Origin of the sequence: Ralstonia edaphi, assembly GCF_958350185.1 — a bacterium.
GTDB lineage: Bacteria > Pseudomonadota > Gammaproteobacteria > Burkholderiales > Burkholderiaceae > Ralstonia > Ralstonia edaphi.
In genome coordinates this window covers 415926-434079 of the sequence record NZ_CATWHI010000001.1, presented here as the reverse complement: position 1 = coordinate 434079, position 18154 = coordinate 415926, and the positions used below count along the sequence as shown (strand labels likewise).

12 protein-coding genes are annotated in these 18154 nt (G+C 63.3%); 2 read left to right on the top strand and 10 right to left on the bottom strand.

Annotated elements, in window-relative coordinates; translation table 11 throughout:
• Positions 1 to 2: 2 nt before the first annotated feature.
• The 4 genes from R2669_RS01930 to R2669_RS01915 all read right to left on the bottom strand — a co-directional run bounded on the left by R2669_RS01930 (position 3) and on the right by R2669_RS01915 (position 4232).
• On the bottom strand, positions 3 to 1355 hold the full coding sequence (locus R2669_RS01930; RefSeq protein ID WP_316876489.1) for a GntT/GntP/DsdX family permease: 1353 nt from the start codon (positions 1353 to 1355) through the stop codon (positions 3 to 5).
• A gap of 80 nt (positions 1356 to 1435) precedes the next feature.
• A complete protein-coding gene (locus tag R2669_RS01925; RefSeq protein WP_009240594.1) occupies positions 1436 to 1822 on the bottom strand; it encodes a RidA family protein in 387 nt (128 codons plus the stop codon).
• Between the two features lie 42 nt (positions 1823 to 1864).
• Complete coding sequence (locus tag R2669_RS01920) at positions 1865 to 3361, bottom strand: D-aminoacylase (RefSeq protein WP_316891283.1); 1497 nt, start codon at positions 3359 to 3361, stop codon at positions 1865 to 1867.
• A 1-nt stretch (position 3362) separates the two neighbouring features.
• Positions 3363 to 4232: a MurR/RpiR family transcriptional regulator gene (locus tag R2669_RS01915; protein WP_316898241.1), complete on the bottom strand. Its 870-nt coding sequence runs from the start codon at positions 4230 to 4232 to the stop codon at positions 3363 to 3365.
• 162 nt (positions 4233 to 4394) lie between these two features.
• On the opposite strand from R2669_RS01915, the gene R2669_RS01910 reads away from it, so the two are divergent.
• Positions 4395 to 5672 (top strand): amino acid deaminase, encoded by a 1278-nt coding sequence (locus R2669_RS01910; RefSeq protein WP_316898239.1) that lies wholly within the window; start codon positions 4395 to 4397, stop codon positions 5670 to 5672.
• Between the two features lie 11 nt (positions 5673 to 5683).
• The gene (locus tag R2669_RS01905) at positions 5684 to 6604 is read left to right on the top strand and encodes a sugar kinase (RefSeq protein ID WP_316898237.1); all 921 of its coding nucleotides are present in this window, start codon (positions 5684 to 5686) and stop codon (positions 6602 to 6604) included.
• A gap of 223 nt (positions 6605 to 6827) precedes the next feature.
• Here the strand turns inward: R2669_RS01905 and R2669_RS01900 are convergent, their stop codons facing one another.
• From R2669_RS01900 to R2669_RS01875, 6 genes are all read right to left on the bottom strand, one after another.
• Positions 6828 to 7094, bottom strand: coding sequence for a PAAR domain-containing protein (locus R2669_RS01900; protein WP_316891281.1), 267 nt, complete (start codon positions 7092 to 7094; stop codon positions 6828 to 6830).
• A 397-nt stretch (positions 7095 to 7491) separates the two neighbouring features.
• A complete protein-coding gene (locus R2669_RS01895) occupies positions 7492 to 8715 on the bottom strand; it encodes a T6SS immunity protein Tli4 family protein (RefSeq protein WP_316898235.1) in 1224 nt (407 codons plus the stop codon).
• Positions 8712 to 10589, bottom strand: coding sequence for a lipase family alpha/beta hydrolase (locus R2669_RS01890; RefSeq protein WP_316898233.1), 1878 nt, complete (start codon positions 10587 to 10589; stop codon positions 8712 to 8714). The genes R2669_RS01895 and R2669_RS01890 overlap by 4 nt, the downstream gene beginning before the upstream one ends.
• Positions 10590 to 10782: 193 nt before the next feature.
• Positions 10783 to 13119: a type VI secretion system Vgr family protein gene (locus tag R2669_RS01885; RefSeq protein WP_316898232.1), complete on the bottom strand. Its 2337-nt coding sequence runs from the start codon at positions 13117 to 13119 to the stop codon at positions 10783 to 10785.
• 272 nt (positions 13120 to 13391) lie between these two features.
• A complete protein-coding gene (locus R2669_RS01880) occupies positions 13392 to 15821 on the bottom strand; it encodes a penicillin acylase family protein (RefSeq protein ID WP_316898229.1) in 2430 nt (809 codons plus the stop codon).
• Positions 15822 to 16091: 270 nt separating this feature from the next.
• Complete coding sequence (locus R2669_RS01875) at positions 16092 to 18137, bottom strand: ATP-binding protein (protein ID WP_316898228.1); 2046 nt, start codon at positions 18135 to 18137, stop codon at positions 16092 to 16094.
• Positions 18138 to 18154: the final 17 nt, after the last annotated feature.

Sequence of the window (18154 nt, the reverse complement as noted above, 5' to 3'; positions counted from 1 at the left end):
GCTTAAACGACGGTCGCCAGCGCCAGCGTGAGCAGCAGCGCGACGATCGAGATGATGGTTTCCAGCACCGTCCACGTCTTGAAAGTTTGCGGCACGGTCAGGTTGAAGTACTCCTTCACCAGCCAGAAGCCGCCGTCGTTCACGTGCGACAGGATCAGCGAGCCTGCGCCGGTGGCCAGCACCATCAGCTCCGGCTTGACGGCGGCGCCCGAGGCTGCGGCGATCGGCGCGACGATGCCGCAGGCAGTTGTCATGGCGACGGTGGCCGAACCCGTGGCGATACGGATCAGCACGGCCACCACCCAGCCCAGCAGCAGCGGCGAGAGGTGTGCATCGGTGGCGACGGCCACGATGGCTTTCGACACACCCGAATCACGCAGGATCTGGCCAAAGCCGCCGCCTGCGCCCACCACCAGCGTGATCGTGGCGATCGGGGCCAGACACTCGTTGGTGAACTTGAGAATGGTGTCGCGATTGAAGCCGCGTGCCTTGCCGAACGTGTAGAAGCTCACGATGGCGGCAATCAACAGGGCCATCACGGAGTTGCCGGCCAGCTTCAGGATGTCGTTTGCCAGCGTCTTGGGCGGGACGATCAGGTCGGCCCAGCTGCCGATCAGCATCAGCACCACCGGCAGCAGGATCGTGAACAGCGTCACGCCAAAGCCCGGGAGTTCGCGCTTCTGGTCGGATTCAACAAATTGCGCCGCAAGCGGGTTGTTCTCGTCAGGCTTGACGTAGCGCGAGACCAGCATCGCCCACAGCGGACCGGCCAGGATGGCGGTCGGCAGGCCGACGATCAGCGCATACATGATGGTCTTGCCGATGTCCGCCTGATACGCCGTCACGGCCAGCAGCGCAGCCGGGTGCGGCGGGATCAGACCATGTACGACCGACAGACCGGCCACCATCGGCAGGCCCACCAGCAGGATCGGCGTGCCCGTGCGCTTGGCCACGTTGAAGGCAATCGGGATCAGCAGCACGAAGCCGACTTCGAAGAACACCGGCAAGCCGATGATGAACGCCACGACCATCATGGCCCAGTGCGCGTTCTTCTCGCCAAAGGCACTGATGAGCGTTTTGGCGATGCGCTCGGCCCCGCCTGATTCCGCCATCATCTTGCCGAGCATCGTCCCGAGGCCCACCACCAGCGCAATGTGGCCGAGCGTGTTGCCCACCCCGGTTTCGAACGCCTTGACGATATTGCCCATCGGCATGCCAACCACCACGCCCAGCACAAGCGAGACGACGATCAGCGTAACGAACGGGTTCAGTTTCTGGACAGCGATCAGGTAGATCAGTGCCACCACCGCCAGCGCGGCGGTCAGCAATAGCGAGTTGCCTTGCATCGGGACCATCGGGTTTCCTCCTCAGGGATATTCACGGCTCTTGTTGTCTGGGCGCCCCGTCGTGCAGGGCGACCTTATGAAAATGCGGGTTACGGCTTCTTGTAGGCCACGCAATCGACTTCGACCTTGCAGTCGATGACCATGCTCGACACCACGCAGGCGCGGGCGGGCGGGTTGGCACCGAAGTACTCCTTGAACACCTTGTTGAACGACTGGAAGTCGCGCGGATCATCCAGCCATACGCCGCAGCGCACGACGTGCTCTGGCCCGTAGCCGGCTTCGGCCAGGATGGCCAGCACATTCTTGATGGTCTGGTGCGATTGCTCGACGATGCCGTTGCCGACCACCTCGCCGTTCACCATGGGCGTCTGGCCCGACACAAACAGCCAGCCGTCTGCGCCCGCCGCACGGGCAAAGGGGAGGTGCTGGCCACCGGTGCCGGTGCCGCCTTCAACGCCAATTCGGGTAATCGTCATCGCTACGTTCCTTCTTTCAAACCTTCAAACAAAACTCGGATTTCAATGAACTTCCGCGGCCGCAGCCGGCTGCGCACGCGGCCCGCGCTTGAGGAAGCGGCCCGCGCCGGGTGTCCGCACAGCGGGCTGCACGGCACCGTCCTGATACGACAGATGGCCGTTGACCCACACCGCCGCAATGCCTGCCGCCGGTTGCTGCGGGTCGGTAAAGGTGGCGACATCGCGCACCGTTTCCGGGTCGAACAGCACGAGATCGGCCCAGTAGCCTTCGCGCACCAGGCCGCGTTCGGTCAGGCCAAAGCGCTCGGCCGACTGGCCCGTCATCTTTCGGATGGCGGCTGCAAGCGAGAGCAGCTTGCGCTCGCGGCTGTAGTAGCCGAGCACGCGCGGGAAGGCGCCCCACAGGCGCGGATGCGGTTTCGGATCGTTCGGCAGGCCGTCGGAGCCGATGACGGTGGCGGGGTGCGTGATGATGCGGTCCAGGTCCTGCGCCGACATGTTGTGGTACACGGCGCCCGCCGGCTGCAGGCGCCGCGCGGCTTCCATCAGGTCGGTGCCCCAGGCGGCGGCAATCTCCTTGAGCGTCTGGCCGGCCATGCCCGGATGCGGCTCCGACCACGTGATGAAGATGTCGAATTCGTCCGTCACCTGCTTGAGGTCCAGCGTGGACGAGCTTGCGGTGTACGGATAGCAGTCGCAGCCCACCGACTGATAGCGCTGCGCACCTTCAATGGATTCGAGCACCTCGCCCGCGCGGCCCCAATTGGCAGCGCCCGCGCACTTCAGGTGGGAAATCACGATGGGCACGCGCGCATGTTTGCCGATGCGGTACGCCTCGTCCATCGCATCGAGAATCGCGGCAAATTCGGTACGCAGATGCGTCGTGTAGATGGCTCCGGCCTCGGCTAGCGGCTCCGCCAGGCCCATCACTTCCTCGGTAGTCGACGCAAAGGCGTTGGCGTAGGCCAGGCCGGTCGACAGGCCGAGCGCACCGTGGTCGAGCGCCTCGCGCAGTTGCGCGCGCATACCTTCGACTTCATCAGCGGTGGCGGGGCGGTCGAGGCGGTCCAGATGGTTGTTGCGCAGTGCCGTGTGCCCGACCAGCGCGGCGACGTTCACCGCCGGTTGCGCGCGCTCGACGGCGTCCACGTATGAAGCGAAGGTCGGATACGCAAACGCGCTGGCAGGGCCCAGCAGGTTCATCGGGTCGGGCGGGTCGCCCCTGAGCGTGGCCGGCGACGCGCTGATGCCGCAGTTGCCCACGATGACGGTCGTGATGCCTTGCGACACCTTGCACAGCATGTCGGGCGTGCGGATCACGTTGGTGTCGTCGTGCGTATGCACGTCGATGAAGCCAGGAGCAAGGACGCGGCCCTCCCCGGCGATTTCCTCGTCCCCCAGCCACGCGGTGGAGTCGGATGTGGCGATGGCGGCGATGCGGCCGTCGGTGATGGCCACGTCGAACAGCGTGGCCTCGGGTTCGTGGCCGCTGCCGTCCACAATGCGGACCTGACGGATGACGGTGTCGTACTGCTGCATGTCAATCTCCGAGCGGCTGGCGGTTGCCGCCGCCGCGATGCGCATCGAGCACGTACTTGATGCGCCGTAAGAGCTCCTTGCTGCGATCGGCCTGCTGCAATGCGACCTCGGTCGCCAGCAGGTCGATCATCATCATCATGGCGTAGCGCGATGACGACGGCTTGAAGATGAAATCGGTTTCCATGGCCTGGATCGGCAGCAAGACATCGGCCAGCGCCGCCAGCGGTGAGCCGATGGCCGTGATGGCGACGATCCGGGCGCCGTACTCGCGCGCGATGGTCGCGCTGTCGATCACCTCCGGCACGTGGCCGGTCACGGAAAACACGACCACTACATCGTCCGGGCTGAGCGTGGCCGCGACCATCCGCTGCAGCATCGAATCATGATAGGTGGTGACCGGCCGTCCCAGGCGGGCGAGGCGGTAGCGCATTTCGTCGGCCATGGTGGTCGAGCCGCCGCCCATGCCGAACACGGCAATCATGCGCGCCGCCACCAGTGCGACAGCGGCAGTGCGGAAGGCCTCGGGCTGCACCAGCGCGCGGTTGGCCTCCAGCACATTGCTGATGTCGGCCAGGATGCCGTCTGCGCTGGAGGGCGGGCGGTCCGCGCCGCCATCCAGAAAGCGCTGGCCGACTGCGGCTGCCTGCGCTAGCTTGAGCTTGAGTTCGCGCACGTCGCGGCAACCCATCGCCTTGGCAAAACGGGTGACGCTGGCCTCACTCACCCCGGCGCGTTCGGCGAGCGTCTGGATGCTGCCGGCGGCGGCTTCTGCAATGTCGCTCAGGACGGTCTGCGCGACCTTCTGCTCGGCGGGGCGCAGTTCAGCGGCACGCTGGGAGAGTCGGGTCACGATGTCCATCGGTTCACGCATGGGGTCGGGCTTAGGGTCGCGCATTCTGGCCCCCGGTAGTCGTCCGGATAGCGGCTTTGAGAGTGCTTTGGTACTTTGTAACAGGCTGGCCCGGAGAATAATTTCGCCGCTATCATTGTGTCAACCCGATGTTTACCCCCAAAGGAACACGAGTCCATTCCCATGAGTGATACAAAGTACCAAGGAGACGCCAACGCCGTTGTCAACCCGCTCGACAAGGGCTTGGGTGCGTTGGAAACCGCATGCGCGCCGGAGCAGATTGCTGCTCGGCGCTGGAATGTATTGAACGAAGACCTGAACCTGCCCGCGGCGGTGCTCTCGCAGTCGCGCGTGGAGCACAACCTGGCGTGGATGCAACGTTTCGTGAGCGAATACGGTGCCAAGCTCGCGCCGCATGGCAAGACGACGATGGCGCCGCGCCTGTTTCAACGTCAGCTGGCCGGCGGTGCGTGGGGCATCACGCTGGCAACGGCGCACCAGACACGCATCGCGTATGCCCACGGCGTGCGTCGCGTGCTGATGGCTAATCAGCTGGTCGGCAAGCGCAACATGGCGATCCTGGCCGAGTTGCTGGCCGATCCGACGTTCGAGTTCTTCTGCCTGGTGGATGCGGCGGATCAGGTCGATCAGCTTGCCGCCTTCTTCGGCAAGGCGGGGCGCCCGATCCAGGTGCTGATCGAACTGGGCGTGCAGGGCGGTCGCACCGGCGTGCGCGACGACGCGCAACTGCAATCGGTGCTCGACGCGCTCTCGCGAGCCGATGGCGCCGTCAAGCTCGCGGGCGTTGAAGTCTATGAAGGCGTGATCAAGGAAGAGGCGGATATCCGCACGTTCCTGCAGCGCGCCGTGAAGGTGATGGGTGACCTTGCAAAGGACGGGCGCCTGCAGCGCACGCCCGCCGTGCTGACGGGTGCCGGTTCAGCCTGGTACGACGTCGTGGCCGAAGAGTTCGCCAAAGCCAATATCGGCCAGCCGCTGGATGTGGTGCTGCGCCCCGGCTGCTATCTGACGCACGACGTGGGCATCTACCGCGCCGCGCAGGCCCGTATCGACGCCAACAACCCGATCGCGCACAAGATGCGGTCGAGCTTGCTGCCCGCGCTGCAACTGTGGGCCTATGTGCAATCCGTGCCCGAGGCTGAGCGCGCCATCATTGCGCTGGGCAAGCGCGATGCTGCATTCGACGCCGGTCTGCCGCTGCCGGTGCTGCATTTCCGGCCGGGCGACAAGACGCCGTCGGCCACGCCGGCGCATTGGGAAGTCACCGGCATGATGGATCAGCATGCCTACCTGAAGATCGCCCCGGGCGACGACATCAAGGTCGGCGACATGATCGCCTTCGACATCTCGCACCCGTGCCTCACGTTCGACAAGTGGCGCCAGATTTCTGTCGTTGACGACGCCTACAACGTGGTCGACGTTGTGCAGACCTACTTCTGAGCGGGGCGCCCATGGCTGACATCCTCGCCTATGGCGAAGCGCTGATCGAGTTCAACCAGGCGGATCCCGGCAGCACGTCGTGGAATTTCGGGTTCGGCGGCGATACGTCGAACTTCTGCATCGCCGCGGCGCGGCAGGGCGCGCGCACGGGCTACATCAGCGCGGTAGGCGCCGACCGCTTCGGCCAGGCGCTGCGTGCGCTGTGGCAGGACGAAGGCGTCGACCACACCAACGTGCACACCGATGCGCAGGCCCCCACCGGCCTGTACTTCGTTTCGCACGATGCGCGTGGGCACCATTTCGACTACCTGCGCGCAGGCTCGGCAGCCAGCCGCTTCCAGACCGCGCAACTGCCGCTGCAGGCGATTGCGGCGGCCAAGGCGTTTCACCTGTCGGGGATCAGCCTGGCGATCAGCGACACTGCATGCGACGCGGGTTTGGCAGCGATGGCGCATGCGCGGGCGTCGGGTGTGCTGGTGTCGTTCGACACCAATCTGCGCTTGCGACTGTGGCCGCTCGCGCGTGCCCGCGCCGTGATGCAGGAAGCGATGCGCACGTGCGATCTGTGCCTGCCGAGTTGGGATGACGTGACGGTGCTGCTCGACTGCCATGATCGTGATGGCATTGTCGATAGGCTGCTCGGCTGGGGCGTGAAGCTGGTGGCGCTGAAGATGGGCGCGGAAGGCTGCTACGTGGCCACACCGGAGTCCCGTACGCTGGTGCCGCGTCATACCGTCAATGCGATTGATGCAACCGGCGCGGGCGATTGTTTTGGTGGGTCGTTTGTGGCGCGGATTGTTGCCGGGGATTCGCCTGCGGAGGCGGCGCGGTATGCCAATGTGGCGGCTGCGATTTCTACGACGGGGTATAGCGCTGTGGCGCCGATTCCGCGGGCGGAGGTTGTGCGGGCGGTGTTGGGGCCGCCAGCCTGAAGGGCGATTTCCTGAGTCTGTTGCCGCAAGCAAAACGCCACCGCACTATGACGCGGTGGCGTTTTGCTTTCAGGTGAATTGCGTTGTCTCGCCTGAAGAAATCCACCAAGGGTATTCTGCGGACCAATGGTAATGAACCTCCGACGTTGCTGTCAGGCAGGTGGCGCATCGACGTGCCGCTCTGTGTGCGAACCGTGTCACCGGCATCGGAATGGTTCGCGAGCTAGCCACTGACTTGTGTGCGCGGGTCTCCAGCGATCAGTACAGCACCGCAGGCGGTCATCATGCCGCGCAGCGCCACCTTTACGCCGTTGACCTCATAGTTGGAGGCGCCCTCGATGATCGGGAACGGACCGCCGCACTTGGGACACATGACCAAGTTCCCGATACCAGCCATCGGAAGGCCATACAGGTCGGTGCCAAGGATGCCGTCGAGCACTACACCACCGTGGTCGGTTGGGTCTCCTACGCGGATGATTTCAGCGCTCATGTGTCTTTCAGGATTTTTGTCGTCATATCCGGAAGCAACGCTTTGGCAGTGCCTAGTCAACCTCGGTTCTTCCTGTTGCGTCGTTGGGTCAACCAACTGAATACGATTGCTGATCCGGCCGTAGGCAAGAAGAAAATTGCATAAACAAGGGGCCATGCAGAGGAAAAACCCAAGAACTTTCCAGACTGAGCAACGTAGAACCAGATGGCAGGCACGGCCGCACCACAGAGTGGCCACATGACTGATGCGATGTAAGGGTTGTCAGAGTTGGGTACGGTGCGGGCGATAACCCGACCTACTAGTACCAGGGTCAGTACCAGAATTGCTAGAAATAGCGTGGTGTCGATGAGATCCACCTTTCAACTAAGGCAATCAACTGCAATGATGTAATGGGTGCTCACGCGTCGTACTCGCCCATCCATGTCCACACGACAAGCGCTTCGTCTTGCGACAACCCCAACCCGAAGCGGACCATCGGTTCGCCTCGTTGACGGAAGACACTGCGGCCATTGGCAACCCACGCAGCCTCCGGATGATCCGGAGGCAGCGAGGCCCGCCACAAACCAGTCAGCGGAGTCGGTTCCCCCGAGCGCACTGTCACCGGGGCACCGGTTTGCGTGGGTGGCGCGTTGACGCGAAAGCGCACGCTGTCCAGGAGCCGGTTCCACAAGGCCAGCGCTTCTTCGTCCGTGAGTGAAGAGGATTGACCCAGTGTCCGGTTGGCCTTGACGCCAGTGTTGAGTTGAATGTCGACCGAGGCGGGGTTCAGTGCGCTGCCGCTCTTGCCGATGGACGCCCACAGGAATTCATGCGCGAATACACCTTTCTCGATTCCGTCGCGCCGTAGCAGGACCTGCTCGCCTTTCCAGCCATTGACTTCACGCTTGCCCAATTGCAATCGCTTGACTCCGGCGGGTGTCACCTTGCCCATCGCGTCGTAGTGGCGTTCGATCAGGCCGGGGTCGCCGTCGGTGCTTGCATCTTTGTTGGACAGAATTGAGAAACTGACATCGGGGAGGCTCGGGAAGTTGATGCCTACGCCAAAGATTTCCTGGAAGCTGCCAGATGAATCTGCAATGAAGCCGTGGTCGATGCATACACCGGGCGCGGTGGGGATTTCTGTGTTCTTGCGCGCGCGGAGGCCATGCAGTAGTCGCCCAAGCTCCTTGCCGCCGGTAAACCACTCATATAGATTGGAGCCGCTTGAGGCGAAGGTCATGTGTGCTTCTAACCCATACTGCCGTGCATACTTGTCTTCGAATGACCGAACTTCAATGCTGTTACTGGATGGTTCTAGCCTGAAGTAGGTAATCTCCGCGGTCTTGCTAGATGCGAGCACCTTGGCACGATAGCTTTCGGCCATTTCTTTTAGGCGGCCCGCTTCGCCAACGTGGACAACAATCTTTGCGGGGAACTCTTGGAATCCCCAGAGTAATTCCGCCTCAGCAGGGACCTCCACCACATTGCGCCCAAAACAGACGTGCTTAGTCTTGGCAAACAGCTTTTGCAGGCGAGGCGACATGACAACGGGTTCCGACATATTTTTCTCCGCAAAGGCTGTCGACGCGTAGCCCGCCAGCAGCAGGCCACCGATGATGATTGAGAAACGGCGACGGTTCATTTGTCCCACCAGGTGGAAGTGTTGGCAATCTTGACAATCGAATACAAGAGGCTGGCCAACACCTTGTCGTCCAAATAGCTCTTCTGATGGTCGTAGCCGGTTTGCCGGAAGTGCGTGCCACCCACTGCTTCGGCGGACGCTTTGGCCGGCACCGTCTGATCGCCCGATTCTTCTGCGGGTGCCAAGGTTAGGGTCAGCAATCTATTGCCCTGCGTGCGCACCACGATCTTGCCCTCGGCATCCTCGCTCTCAAAGGTCCACATGAGAGGATCACCGTGAGACGCGAGGTCGGACGTATCCGCCCGCCAGGTCACACTGCCATAGGTCTTTTGCGAGGTGTCCGCGCCGTAACTGGCGTAGGTCGTGGGGTGGTACAGATTCTTGATGTTTGTGTGGAAATCCTGTGCAAGCGCAATCCGTCGTTGTGCGGCTCCGTATGGGGCGATCCCAAGATACTTTTTCTTGGCAGGATTAATCCACTCCGGATTCAGCAACCGCCACCACTCCTTCGGGCTGCGTCCATAGATGTCGTACACCGGCTCGCCAATGACTGCGGGTGGCGTCGGCTTTTTCACGCCCAGCGACTGGTGCAGGCGCATCTCTTCGTGATACGCCTTCAACGGCTCGTCTGAGGTGGCTGGCAGCGCCATCGCCAGTCGGTCATCGTGGGCGGCTTTCACCCGCAGCCAACCACGTGGATAGGACGCGATCGGTAGCAACTCCAGCGGCCCCGGGGCGTTGGCAAAGACAGCCGTAACCTCCTTGCCAGTCTTGCCCATGATGTTGCGGGCAACCCACCCCTTCACGTTGAGTGTAGATACGGCATCGAACCCCGTGCGCACCCGTTTGTAGGCTGCCGCCGAGCCCAGCGCGGGCTGCACGCTGTGGTAGACGCCGAGAATCTTGTCCTTGATGTTTCCATACTCGGAGTGAAGCAGCGCGCGCGTCACCAGCCCGCCCATTGAATGCGTGACGATGATGACCTTCTCGCATTGCCGTCCATTGGCCTTGTACATCTGGATGATGTCGGTAACGCGCTTGGCAATCTTCTTTGCGGATTGGCCATTGCTTTGCAGGTAGTTGTAACCCATCGCATAGACCGGATACCAGCAGTTGGCTATGCGCAGAATGTCAGCCTCGGTCAGGGCGTCGCCAGTGCCACCCCACGTTGACGGGTTGACGCCCAACACCCGCGCGTTCGTGTTTTCGTTGCTCCAGAGCGGGTTGATCTTTGCACCGCCGCCAAATATCGGTAGCACCATGTTGTTCAGTCGCTCTTCCATGAGCTTGATGACATCGCCATACGACGAGCGAAACAGCACCTCGCTCCAGCCTCGCCAGCGCGCTTTCTGCGCAGCGGTGGATTCGTGCTTGCCGCGTTTGGCTTTCCATTGTTCGGCGGCCGGTGGCAATGGCGCGCTCATCAACAAGCCAATATCAGGCAACCCGTTTGGCACATCCTGATGCCGCGCGTCGGAATCTTGCGTTTTCTCGCCCGTCAGGTCGAACTTACCCGCGTCTTCCGTGATCTCGTAGCGGTCGACTTCGACCTCGTCTGGATCGAACATAAGCTGCCGCTGACTTGGTGTGAGGTACTGTGCCTGGTGCGTGTTGCCGCCGAAGAGGCCAGCGGGGCCCAAATCATCCGGTCGCCACGCCTTGTTGTCCTTTTGATTGAGAAACGCTTGCCGCTGGCGGCTCATGCGCAGGTTGGTCCCCATGACGCCCGGCAGAAAAATGATGGGGATCACTTTGGTCGGGGGCACAGGCAGGCTGACGCGGACCTTGTCAACCGAAGGTGTGAGGGCAATGGTAGCGCCGGCATGCCCGCCGATTTCTTCCCCGACGGGCAGGTGGATGCGATCAATTTCCATGCTGCAGATCCAGAATTTGAATTTGGAGGTTTTCCGCGCTTTGGCTTTGGCGCAGCCTAGTCAGCCCATCGCTGTCTGTTACGCCTTCGACGACGGTGCCATCGGCGTGCGTGATGCGGAATTTTCGGTTTGCGGCGGGCGAGCCATCAGGTAGGTGCAGATACACCTCCTGATCGAAATCGCTGTGTGGCAGCTAAACAGCGCCGAGGCTCATGCCATCAGGGCCGGTGAGGCTGTATGACGCGGCATGAACTTGCTTCTTCCCGCTCATGCCCTCAACGATCTGCTGAGGCGTTAAGCGCAGGTAGGTTTGACCGACCTTTAACAACATGCCTTGATCGGCCTCCAACACGATCTCACCCAGCGAGCGGAGATGGATCTTGCGCCTGGCAATGCCTTTGATGTCGCCGTCCTGCGCCTCAAGCACGATGTGATCGGTGGCGGCCACGAGCTTGATGCCAAGACTGTGCGCGAAGAGTGCAATGCGCCGCGCGGCGCTGGCAAAGAACCCGCCATTGCTTACGAAGGATGCGTGCTTGCCTGTGGTAACGGCTAGATGCTCGCCGCTGTGCAATTGGTTCGATCGTGCCGTTGTAGCCGCCATACCGGCAGGCGACGCCAGCACGAGGTGCGGCGCGCTTAGTTCACCGTGAACCTCGCCAGAGCCATGGATTTCGTCATGCTGTGCTTTGAGCGCCTGGGCGACGTCTTGTTGTTCGGCATCTTGTGCGTTGTGATGCTGCGCAAGTTGACCCGTGATGTCGTGAGCATGCTGTGCCTGTTTCAACCGGGCGAGCGTTTCGCCCATGTCTTTGTGGTGCGCTTTGGCATCGGGCCGGGCTTCGGTACTAATCAACAAACCGTCGCCGCCGCGCACGACACCGTGCCCGTCGGTGCGCAATTCGAATCCTTCGCCGCGTTTCTCCTGGCGCCCGATGCCGCGCAGGATGCGTGTGATAAACCCAAGGCTGAGGCTGGAATTCTGGTGATCGCTTTGCAGTTGCGTCTGAATTTGCCCCTGCGTGTCGTCCTGCACGAAGGTGTTGGTGCCACCCCCGTGTAGTTCTTTACTGACGAAACCGGACAGTGCGTGATGCCCCGGCATTGGCCACTGGGGCATGTTGTTCCGGTTTGGGACACGGCCAATGATGATGGGGCAATCCGGATCGCCATTGATGAAATCGACGATGACTTCTTGGCCGATACGCGGAATATGAATAGCCCCAAAGCGCTCGCCTTGCCATGAAGACGACACCCGCACCCAGCAGGAACTGTTGGCGTTTCGTTGACCGATGCGGTCCCAGTGGAATTGCAGGCGGACACGGCCGTATTCATCGGTCCAGACTTCCTGATTCTCGGGGCCGACCACGCTTGCCGTTTGGGGGCCTGTCGTTCCCGGCTTGGGCTGCGTGCGCTCGGGGCGGAAGAGTTCGTTGCTGGGCTGCGCGGTGAAGCTGACTTCGCAGTACCACGGTTGACCACCCCCTGATGCTTCGGGCACGTCCTCAATTCGGAGCTGCGTGCCGAGGATCAGGTACTCCCGATTGGCTTCGTCTTGCAAGAAGTGCGTCAGCCTGAAGGTGCAGCCAGGCACCATGGCGCGGACGTTGCCAGCCCCGCTGACTCGCCGGCCGTGCTGACGTAAGGCTTCCACTCGCAGACGGGCGATTTGATTGCCTTCGGCCCATGGGTCGTTGCCGGTGGCGGGCTGGCTGTGGTCACCGGGCCATTCGCGCACTTCCGCTTCGGCGTGGGCGGTGTCGAGCGGATCGGAGGCGCGGACGGTCAAGTCCGCCGTTGGCTTGACGAAGTCGTAGTCGGTGCTGGCCCATTGGCCGGAGACGACGCGATCGTGCAGCTCAAAGGTGTGCAGGTGTTCTTCGTCGATGCGATCAGAGGACGGTTGCCAGCGGATCGTTTGATATGCGGGGCTGGCGAACGGAGCAAATGCGCCATTGCCATCGGTGAGGATCAGACGGTGCTTGCCGTCGCTGTGCTCGATGTGCCAGGAAATGCCCCACTCTTGCGTAAGGCGCTGGAAGAACTGGAAGTCGCTTTCGTTGTATTGAACCTGGTACTCGCGCCTGGGGTAGCGAGCGACATCCAGACGGAGTTCAACGGGGAAGATGTAGTCGGCGAGCAGGGTGTCGAGGATCTCGACAACGGTTTGCTGCTGGAAGATGCGGGTGTCGCGGTTGAGCGTGGCCAACCAGAGCCAGGGGCGAAGCGTAAGGCGGTATTTGATCTGCCGGCCATGGTCCACGGGGATGGGGCCAACGACGTCGGTGACCAGACCGGTGATCTCGCGCCTGCCGGCACCGATGCCACGTCCAAGGCCAAAGCCGTTGCCATCCAGCGCAATGGTGACAGTGAGTTCCTGTCCGCGTAGTGCGTTGGTGTCGAGATTCGCCCCAGGGCCGTAGAGAACGTTGCGATCGTCGGGAGTCTTAAGTTCGACTTCGTACTCGAACAGCTCGCCCAGATGCTCGGTACCGAAGAGCTTGGAAAACACCAGGGCTGGTTGGCCCATGACCTCCGGCAATCCAGCCCCGGAGACGGTAACGGTTCGGGTGGCAAACGGTAACTCTCGACGGCCCATGGCGGCAACGCTCCAGCTCGGGAAGCTGTGGAGCGTAGCCAGCGAGAGGTCCGTCTGCCTGCGAATTCACAAAATAATCCAATCCGCCAGGGTAGTGAGTTGTCCACGTATCTGGATCGACGCCGCCAGTTGGGCGGTACAAAGCACAAAGAAAAACGCCAGCGCAAATAGCGCGGTGGCGTTTTTCTTTGTGGGTCGTGTGCTTACTTTCCAGGCACCAGATGCACGCGCGACTCGGTCGCGGCTTCGACGGCCTTGCGCGAATACAGCAGCGGGAAGTATTCGCCCTTGAGCCACAGCGGTGCCAGGTCGCGATAGTGCGGGCTGTCGGGGTTGCCGGATTGGCCGGGGAGGTTGACGGCGCGGGAGTTGTCCCAGTTGCCGACGTCCACCACCGTGCGGAACGATGGGCCGTTGGTCTGCAGGAAATCGCTGGCGCGGTACGTCGACTGGTTGGGCGTGTAGGGACTGCCGCCTTCAGGCGTGGGGCCGACGTTGAGCTTGGCGCGCGTGGCCTCGTCGACGATGGCGGCGAACGGATGGGCGTTCAGGTTGTGGTGCAGTTGGCCCCAGTTCCACGCTTGCGGGTTCGGGCCCTGGCGCTTAACCATATCGGCCCACGCATTCTTCAGACTGGCGAGCAGCACGGCATCGCGTTTGGCGGCGGCTTGTTGCGGGTCTTCGCCGAATTTGCGTTCGCTGCCTTGCGGGTGCTCCAGCGTGTCGAGCATGACGGCGGTATCGGGCGCGGCCATTGCCTCGGCGCCGGCTTTGGACAGCACGGCATTCTTGAACGCGCCGCCAAGGTGGTGTGTGAACCAGACTTCATGCAGCGCGGCCTGCGGCGAATACGCCAGCATGGTCGCGTTCCAGCCCTTGAACAGGTTGAGCGCGGCTTGTGTGTCGGCGTCGTTGGACGACAGCGGCGCCAGCAGGGCCATCAGCCTGCGCGCGGGGATCGACACCATGTCGTTCTGTAGGCGCATCGAATCTTCGATCGACACCTTGTCGAGCTTGGCCAGCACTTCGTCAATGCGTGCGTGGCGCGAGCCGTTGGTCCACTCGAAGCCGAGTTTTCGCTCGCGGTATGGGTAATCCTGCGGCAGGTTCATCTCGTTGGACGAGGTGAAGTAGCCCGACTTCGGGTTGTAGGTGCTGGGCAGTTGATCGCCGCGCCAGAAGCCGGCCCATTCGAAGCGGCCGTCGCCGGGCACGGGCAGCAGGCCGTCCCAGTTCGGGCGGATCGGGGCGAGGCCGCCCGGCACCCAGCCGATGTTGCCCTTCGTGTCGGCATAGACCTGGTTTTCAGTGGGGGCGCCCCAGTTCATCATCGACTGCTTGAACTGCGCGAAGGTGCGTGCGCGCATGTAGCCGACCGAGCCGAAATACGGCGACATGCCCGGCGACAGCCACGCGGAGCGCACCGCGTAGGCGCGGTGCTTCTCGGCGTCGACGTAGATGACCGGGCCGTGGCGCGTGAAGGTGAGGTCGACGGGGCGGGAGTCACCGCCGCGCACCTTCACCGTTTCGTGCAGCACGGTGAAGGGCTCCCAGCCGCCGTTGTAGCGGTATTCGCTGTTGTTGGCCGGATTCAGCTCGTAGACGTAGAGGTCTTCCTGGTCGATGTTGAAGATGGTGAGCCCGAACGCCACGTGGCCGTTATGGCCGATCGACACGGCCGGCAGCGAGGGCTCTCCGGCGCCGATGATGTCGAGCGTGGGTGTGCTGATGTGGGCGATGTAGCGCAGGCTCGGTGCGGAATAGGCGCGGTGCGGGTCGTTGGCCATCACGGCGCGGCCGGTGGTCGATTTGCCCGGCGCGATCACCCAGTTGTTGCTGCCCTCCATCGTCTCTTCGAGGTTGGCGGCGGCCGCGACGCGCGTGCTGTCGACGTCTACACCCTTGAGCGATTCCGGCGTGAGTTTCACGCCTTGCGTGGCGAGCGTGAAGACCTTCAGCAAGTCCTTCGGCAGGCATGGGTCTAGGCCTTCGGGCAACTGGGTTTGCCAGGCGGGCTGCAGGCCGAAGCGGACGGTGTCGTCGGCGAGATTGGCCTTGCAGGCCACGTTGGCGCGTGCAACTTCCGATTGCAGGTTGCGCGTCAGGCCGTGGCTGCGGATGCGCACCACGTCTTCCGGCGCCCAATGCGCTGGCGCGTAGTTCAGCTTGCGGAATTCGAACGGCATCTGGTCCGGATGCCTGGCCAGCCAGTCGACATACGCGTTGATGCCGGCTACGAAGCGCGTGGCAATGCGCTGCGCGTCGGGGCTGTAGCGGTTCCATTCGACCTGCATGTCGCCGCGATAGAGAAACAGCCGCGTGGCGCGATCCTGTTCCACATAGGCCGGGCCGAACACTTCCGACAGTTCGCCCAGACCCCGGCGGCGCCACAGGTCGATCTGGAAGAGACGGTCTCGCGCGGCATTGAAGCCTTGCGCGAAGAAGCCATCGTCTTCGCTCTTGGCGTAGATGTGCGGTACGCCCCAGCGGTCGATCAGGATATCGGCGGGCTTTGACAGGCCGGGTACGGCGATGGTCTGCGTGGCCGTCGTGGGCGCGTCTTTGGCTGCAGCCTGCGTCGAAATGCCGAGTGCAACGGCAGACAACAGAACGGGAAGCGAACGGATAGGCATGGCGATGCAGTCTCCTCTCTGAGCCCGGAATGCCCGCGCAGCCCAGATGGGGCAGGGAGGATTCAGGCGTTCTTATGGATGCAGCAGACAGCCGCGAGCGCGGCTGATGGGAAGGGCAAGCTGGCCGATCGGCTGAGCGGGTGCTGGCAACTGCTAGGGGAGAGATGCCCCACCGATCGGCACAGACCAACGAGTATGCGGATGCGCCGCCACATACGCCAATGACTTTTGTTCGGTCAACCATTCCGTCAAGGCATGGTTGCCGATGTGTCATGCCAGCGTTTCGGGCCCCGTCTTGCGATGCACATTGGCGGCCAGCACGTGACCCAGCTCGCCCGGGAAGATCGGCTTGGTGATGACCGATTGGTAACCGGCTTCCTTTGCCGCCTTGAGGCGGATCGGGTCGGCAAATGCCGTCACGGCGATGGCGGGCAGGTCGGTCAAACCACGGTCGCGCACGGCGCGCACAAGCTGCATGCCGTCCATGCCCGGCATGGCAAGGTCGCTCACCAGCGCATCGAACGGGTGGGCGGCGGCGGCCTGTTCCAGTGCATCGAGCGCGGCGGCCCCGCTGGATACGGTGACAACCTCGGCGCCGTAGCGCTCCAGCATCAGGGCGATCACGCCGAGCGATTCGGGGTTGTCATCCACCGCCAGCACGCGGATGCCGTCCAGCGTCGGCATGCCCGTGCCTGCGACGAGGCCCGGCGTGCGGTTGGCCTGTTCGCCCGGTTGCGCGGCATGCAACGGCAGCGACACCGCCATGGTGGTGCCACGGTCCGCGCCGCTGCTGGCCGCGGTGATGCGGCCGTGATGCAGCTCGACAAGTTGTTTGGCAATTGCCAGCCCCAGGCCGAGCCCGCCGTGGCGGCGCGTGCTGGACAGATCCGCCTGCTGGAACCGGTCAAAGATATGCGGCAGGAAGGCGGGCTCGATGCCGATGCCCGTGTCGCGCACGGTAGCGACCACGCCTTCCGGCGCCGGATGCACCGAAAGCCGGATGTGCCCGCCCTCGGGCGTGAACTTGACGGCATTGGCCAGCAGGTTCCAGAACACCTGCTTCAGTCGTCCGGCATCGCCTTGCAGCGTCGGCACCGGCAGGAATTCGGTCTCGATGGTGATGTTCTTCTGGCGCGCCATCGGTTCGATGGTCTCGCGCGCCCGTTCCAGCACGTCGGCCAGATCCACGGGGCCGATCTCCAGCGGGACCTTGCCCGAGAGGATGGCCGACATGTCGAGCAGATCGTCGATCAGGTGAACCTGCGTGCGCGCGCTGCGCTCGATGGCTTCAATGCCGCGCTTGAACATCGCCTCGTCGTAGGCGCGCATGTTCAGCAGCTGGGCCCAGCCCAGCACGGCGTTGAGCGGTGTGCGCAGTTCGTGGCTGACCGTCGCCAGGAAGTCGTCTTTCAGGCGGCTGGCGCGCTCGGCTTCTTCGCGGGCGCGGGATTCGGCTTCGAGCAGCTGCGTGCGGCGGGCCTCGACCTGGCGGCGCTCGCTGATGTCGATCACGGCGTTGGTCAGGCCGATGATCTCGCCGGTGTCGTCGCGCAGCGGCATGACCACCACGTCGTAGACCACGCGCTGCGTGTGGCGCCGCCGGAAGGCGAACTCCACGCGCGTGGGCGTGCCGGTTGCGATGACGCGCTGGCCCGCCTCGGTCAGGCGCGATGCGGCGCGGCGGCCGAACACCTCGCGCACCGTCCGCCCCAGCAGCTGCTCGGGCTGCAGGCCGAACACGGGGTTGTGCACCCACGTGAAGTGCATCGTGTTGTCGACGTCGTACAGCGAAATGGGCGACGCCTGCAGCGCGGCCAGCAGACGTTGCTGTGACAGGCGTTGCTGGGTCTCAGCCCGCGCGCGCCGTTCGGCCCCCGCGCGGGCGCGGCGCAACTGCTCGCACAAGGCGCAGATGAGCAGCGCACCGACCCCAAACACCGTCATCTGGATTGGTGTGAGCGGCACGGCGGCGGGCCAGCTCTGCAGCGCGGCCAGTCCCGTGAAGAGCCCCGCATAGCAGACGATCGCCAGGATCCCCGGCCAGAAGCCGCCGTACCACGCGGCAATCGTCACCACCGGAAAAGCCAGGTAAAAGGGCAGGTGGATGCCCAGCGCCGATTCGAGCAGCAAACGCCCGATCGTGCCGACTACGGCAGCACCGATGGCCACCAGCCATGCTGACGGACGTATAGCCGGCGCACCGTTGAACCCGGTCGTGCTGAAGGGCCCAGGGTCCGGCAACCGGGCAGGGTCAGCAGCGCGCGCGTCCGACGGGCGGGATGAAGAGGGCAGGATGGACGTCACAGTCGGGCGCAATACCGGGCGTAGAACAA